This is a genomic window from Stenotrophomonas sp., from assembly GCF_032103445.1.
Classification (GTDB): Bacteria; Pseudomonadota; Gammaproteobacteria; order Xanthomonadales; family Xanthomonadaceae; genus Stenotrophomonas.
Map to the genome: position 1 here is coordinate 1 of NZ_DAMDFR010000123.1, position 5,190 is coordinate 5,190.

General features: G+C 66.9%; 4 protein-coding genes and 1 pseudogene. 2 read left to right on the forward strand and 3 right to left on the reverse strand.

Annotation, left to right across the window (positions count from 1 at the left end):
- The first annotated feature begins 163 nt into the window (after nucleotides 1-163).
- Nucleotides 164-1,156 (forward strand): tRNA dihydrouridine synthase DusB, encoded by a 993-nt coding sequence (gene dusB, locus RT551_RS21085; RefSeq protein WP_313462127.1) that lies wholly within the window; start codon nucleotides 164-166, stop codon nucleotides 1,154-1,156.
- Between the two features lie 68 nt (nucleotides 1,157-1,224).
- Nucleotides 1,225-2,052 carry a methyltransferase domain-containing protein gene (locus RT551_RS21090; RefSeq protein ID WP_313462129.1) on the forward strand — a complete coding sequence of 276 codons (828 nt, stop codon included), beginning with the start codon at nucleotides 1,225-1,227 and terminating at the stop codon, nucleotides 2,050-2,052.
- Between the two features lie 134 nt (nucleotides 2,053-2,186).
- Here the strand turns inward: RT551_RS21090 and RT551_RS21095 are convergent, their stop codons facing one another.
- The 3 genes and pseudogenes from RT551_RS21095 to RT551_RS21105 form a co-directional block, all read right to left on the reverse strand.
- Complete coding sequence (locus tag RT551_RS21095; RefSeq protein ID WP_313462130.1) at nucleotides 2,187-3,233, reverse strand: metal-dependent hydrolase; 1,047 nt, start codon at nucleotides 3,231-3,233, stop codon at nucleotides 2,187-2,189.
- Between the two features lie 152 nt (nucleotides 3,234-3,385).
- Nucleotides 3,386-4,180, reverse strand: a pseudogene (locus RT551_RS21100) (UDP-2,3-diacylglucosamine diphosphatase).
- Nucleotides 4,177-5,190, reverse strand: a 1,014-nt coding sequence (locus tag RT551_RS21105) for a GNAT family N-acetyltransferase (RefSeq protein WP_313462133.1), incomplete at its 5' end; no start/stop codon positions are given. The pseudogene RT551_RS21100 and the gene RT551_RS21105, both read right to left, overlap by 4 nt.

Below are 5,190 nucleotides of genomic sequence, written 5' to 3' on the forward strand. Positions count from 1 at the left end.
AAGCCCCCATGGACGGGTTTACGGCGTCCCCCGCAAACCCACCCCGACCCGCCAAGCCAGATAGCAGCGCAGAGCCGCGGCTTTTGACGTTGGCGACCAAACCAACAACAGCGTTCCATGACCGGCACGCCCGGCCAACGCCCGGCGCACTACAATGCCGCCCATGCAGATCGGCCCCTATTCCATCCAGCCCAACGTGGTGCTTGCGCCCATGGCCGGCGTCACCGACAAGCCCTTCCGCCTGCTGTGCAAGCGGCTCGGCGCGGGGCTGGCTGCCTCGGAGATGACCATCTCCGACCCCCGCTTCTGGAACACCCGCAAGTCCATCCACCGCATGGACCACGCCGGCGAACCCGCCCCCATCAGCGTGCAGATCGCCGGCACCGAACCGGCCCAGCTCGCCGATGCCGCCCGCTACAACGTCGACCACGGCGCACAGATCATCGACATCAACATGGGCTGCCCCGCCAAGAAGGTCTGCAACGCCTGGGCCGGCTCCGCACTGATGCGCGATGAGGATCTGGTTGCCCGAATCCTGACCGCGGTCGTCAATGCCGTTGACGTGCCGGTGACCCTGAAGATCCGCACCGGCTGGGACTGCGACCATCGCAACGGCCCGCGCATTGCCCACATCGCCGAAGACAGCGGCATTGCCGCGCTCGCCGTGCACGGCCGTACCCGCGACCAGCATTACACCGGCAGCGCCGAATACGAGACCATCGCCGCGATCAAGGCCGCCCTGCGCATTCCGGTGCTCGCCAACGGCGACATCGATTCGCCGCAGAAAGCCGCCCAGGTGCTGGCCCAGACCGGCGTCGATGCGGTGATGATCGGCCGCGCCGCCCAGGGCCGGCCGTGGATCTTCCGCGAAGTGGCGCATTACCTGGCCACCGGTGAAGAACTGCCGCCGCCAACGCTGACTGAGGTGCGCGACATCCTGCTTGGACATCTGCACGCGCTGCATGATTTCTACGGTGAGGCCCAGGGCGTGCGCATCGCGCGCAAGCATCTGGGCTGGTACGCCAAGGACCGACCGGAGAATGCCGCGTTCCGTGCGGTGGTCAACCGCGCTGAAGATGCTGCGCAGCAGGTTGCGCTGACGCGGGACTATTTTGATGCGTTGGCAGCGGGGCAGCCGTTGTCATTCGCTGCCTGAATCCGACATTCGTCGAGCAGTGCTCGACGCTACCGGGGTCACAGACCCCCGACATCCATGTGATTGCCATGACGCCCCCTATCGCCTCCCCCACTTATCTGCACGGCTTCTCCGATACCGAACAGCATCGTCTGGTCGTCCAGTCCCGTCTGCTTGAATCGACCATCTTCAACAGCATCGACTACACCGGCGCGCGCAAGCTGCTGGAAGTCGGCAGCGGCGTGGGCGCGCAGACCGAGATCCTGCTGCGCCGCTTCCCGGAACTGCATGTCACCGGCGTGGACCTGAGCGAGGCCCAGCTGGCCACCGCGCGCCAGAATCTGGAAAAGACCCCGTGGTGCAGCGAGCGCTACACCCTGCAGCAGGCAGACGCCGGCAACCTGCCGTTCGGCCCGCGCGAGTTCGACTCCGCCTTCCTGTGCTGGGTACTGGAGCACGTGCCCTCCCCTGCCCGCGTTCTCAGTGAAGTGCGTCGCGTGCTGGTTCCCGGTTCGCCGGTGTATGTGACCGAGGTGATGAACGCCTCGTTCCTGCTCGATCCGTATTCGCCACACATCTGGCGCTACTGGATGGCGTTCAATGATTTCCAGTATGACCACGGCGGCGACCCGTTTGTCGGGGCCAAGCTCGGCAACCTGCTGCTGGCCGGCGGCTTCCGCGACGTGCACACCGAGATCAAGACCATTCACCTGGACAACCGCGAACCGGCCCGGCGCAAGACCATGATCGCGTTCTGGGAGCAGCTGCTGCTGTCGGCGGCCGAGCCGCTGCTGGAAGCCGGGCTGGTGGATCAGGCCACGGTGGACGGCATGCGCCAGGAATTCGGGCTGGTGCAGAACGATCCGAACGCGGTGTTCTTCTTCTCGTTCGTGCAGGCGCGCGCGACGGTTTACTGAACGACGGGCGCAATGGATGGGCCATCCGTAGAGCCACGCCCTGCGTGGCTGCAACCACGTTTGGCACCTCGTGGACACGCATGGCGTGTCCCTACGGGGGGATCTGGCACCGCGAAGCCACGCAGGGCGTGGCTCTACGGCCCCTCATTGGCTGGCGCTTGATGCCACATGCGCTGCCACAGCGTGCCGAAGCGCCGCTTGGCGCGCTCGCGCCCTTCATCGCCCTCATACGCCGGGCGCAGCTGCTGCGGGGTGATCGCTCCCCAGCCATCTCCCTGCTGCTTCGCCACCGCGAAGGTGAAGGTGTAATCCGGTTCCAGCCCCATGCGCAGGTCGCTGAGCTGCAGCTGGCCGTCCACCACCTGCGCGCGCATGAAGCCGCGGTTGAACCAGTTCAACCGCGCCACTGCGGGAATCTCGGCAGCCTGACGCAATGCCTGCACGTTTGACGGATATCCCCGGAAGGTCATCGGGCCCTTGTCCGCAATCACCGAACGTTCGCCAATCACATAGCCGCTCGGGGTCATCGCAACCACCTGCCACAGCACCGTGTTGAACGGGGTGGCGACGGAGAAACGCGGGGCATTGCCCAGGCCCATCGCGGCCAGCGCGCGGTCGGCTTCGCGTTCAACCTGATGCTTGGCCAGCAGCGACCAGCCCAGGTAGCCGGTGCTGAGCAGCAGCCCTGCAACCAGTGCACGCTGCGCCAGCGGGCGAGCGCGCGCGAACCACGCCACGATGCAGGCCAGCAGCAGCCACACCGTATACAGCGGGTCGATGATGAAGACGCTGGACCACATCGTCGGTGGCGGAGTGAATGGCCACCACAGCTGGGTGCCGTAGACGGTGAACGCATCCAGCACCGGATGGGTGACCAACGCCAGCTGGATCGCCCAGAACCAGCGCACGGGTGATTGCGCGACGCGGCCGTTGCCGAAGCGTTTGAACCCCCACCAGATCAACGCGGCGACCCACGGCAGCACCAGCAGCGAATGGCTGTAGCTGCGGTGTTCGGTCATCACCGCAACCGGGTCGGTGGCGGTGAACGCGAGCACGAGGGCGTCGAGGTCCGGCAGGGTGCCAAGCGCGGCACCGGCGAGCAGGGCCGCGCGGCGATGGCCGGCGGGGGCGATGGCGGCAGCGATGGCACCGCCGAGAACGATCTGGGAGAGGGAATCCATTCGCCGATGGTAAACGGTGGCGCGCATCGTGCGTCATCGGGGTGCTTGGTAACCTGGATCACACCCGTTTCCGTTCGATGCGGCAACACATGGGCGCGTGGCGACGCGCGAATTGCATCGGCGCCCACCCTGTCATGGGGCGCGGCGTGGCTCTACGCTGCCTGCCTGAGGCCTTCGAGATGAGCCACGGTCCGGCCGTGGTGATCCAACAGCCTCAAGGTGCCATCCGGGTCTTCGGCCAAGGCGGTCAGGCTTTCCACCCAGTCCCCATCATTGGCATACACCAGCCCGTCGCGCTCAACCAAAGCCGCCCGATGGATATGCCCACACACAATCCCATCCAACCCGCGCCGGCGCACGTCGTCCAGCCCGGCCTGCACAAAGCGCTCGATTTAGCGCTCGGCAGCACTGCTCTGCCGCTTCAGGAACTCCGACAACGACCAGTAGCGCATGCCCAGCCCGCGACGCGCGGCATTCAGCAGATGGTTGCCGGTGAGAATGCGGTAGTACAGCCAGTCGCCAAACTTTTCCTGCAACCCACCGAAGTGGGTCACGCCATCGTAATCGTCGCCGTGCACCACCAGCAGGCGGCGGCCGTCAGCGGTGGTGTGGATGGCGCGTCGGCGTACCTGCATGGCCGGCAGCATCAGCCCGCACATCTGCCGCAGCGACGCATCGTGGTTGCCGGGAATGTAGATGATCTCGGTGCCGGCACGGCGAAGCGCATGCAGCGCCTCGATCACCGCGCTGTGCGAAGGCCGCCATGCGGCGCGACGGTGCGCAAGCCACCACAGATCAATGATGTCGCCGACCAGGTACAGCTGGGTGCAACGCAGTCCGCGCAGGAACTGCGCAAGCTCGGCGGCATGGCAATGGCGCGAGCCCAGGTGGACATCGGACAGGAACACCGCGCGACGGTGCGGCGGCAGCTGGGTCACCGGCTTCATGCCGACACCTCCGCCGGGCGCAGGTAGCGTTTGCGTTTGTTCGGGCGGATCGCCTGCAGATCGACTTCGATCAGGCCGTCGATGGAATCGCTGAAGTCCGGATCCACCCCGAAGGCCAGAAAGCGCGCGCCGCCCGGTTCGCACAGGTCGGTGTACTGTCGGTACAGGGTGGGCACGCCGGTACCCAGCGCCGCCAGGTTGGCCTTGAGCACATCGAACGCCGCGCCCGCGTCCAGCTCACCGAAGCACGGCGGCGCAGCGAAATACTGGAACGGGCGGTTGGATTCGGCCAGCCCGGCCGCTGCGCCGTAATAGCGCTGGTAGTACGCCACCAGTTGTTCGCGGGCCTCACGCGGCAAAGCGGCGCTGATCGACACCGCACCGAACAGGTAACGGATACCCGGGCGGCATTGCAGATACGCTCCGATGCCTTGCCACAGGTAGTCCAGGCTGCGGCTGCCCCAGTAATCCGGCACGACGAAGCTGCGGCCCAGCTCCAGGCCTTCGGCAATGCGCGGGATGGCGTCGTCGGCATAGCGGAACAGCGCGGCGCTGTAGAGTCCGGCCAAGCCGTCGCGGGCCAGTGCCTGCGCGCCGCGCATGATCCGGTAGGCACCGGCCACGCGCTGCGCGGCACCGTCCCAGATCACGATGTGTTCGTAGCGCAGGTCGAAGGCGTCCAGGTCGCGGCTGCGGCCAGTGCCCTCGCCCACCTGGCGGAAGGTCAGTTCGCGCAGCCTTCCCAGTTCCAGCAGCAGCGGGCAGTCGGCCGCGCAGCGTGTCAACAGGATCTGTTTGCCGTCGCCGGTCTGGCCGAGCACGCGGGCGGCGGCGATGGCGCGGGCGACCTGCGCCGGGGCCATTGGGGCCGCCAGCGGTTCCGGTCCGTTGGCAAGTGGAGCGCTTACCGGCGCGCCGCGGCCAAGGGCATACAACGCCCGCCGCACGGCGTTGAGCTGCGCTCCGGTGTCGCCGTCGGCCAGGGTCATCGGGGTACCAATGCGCAACCG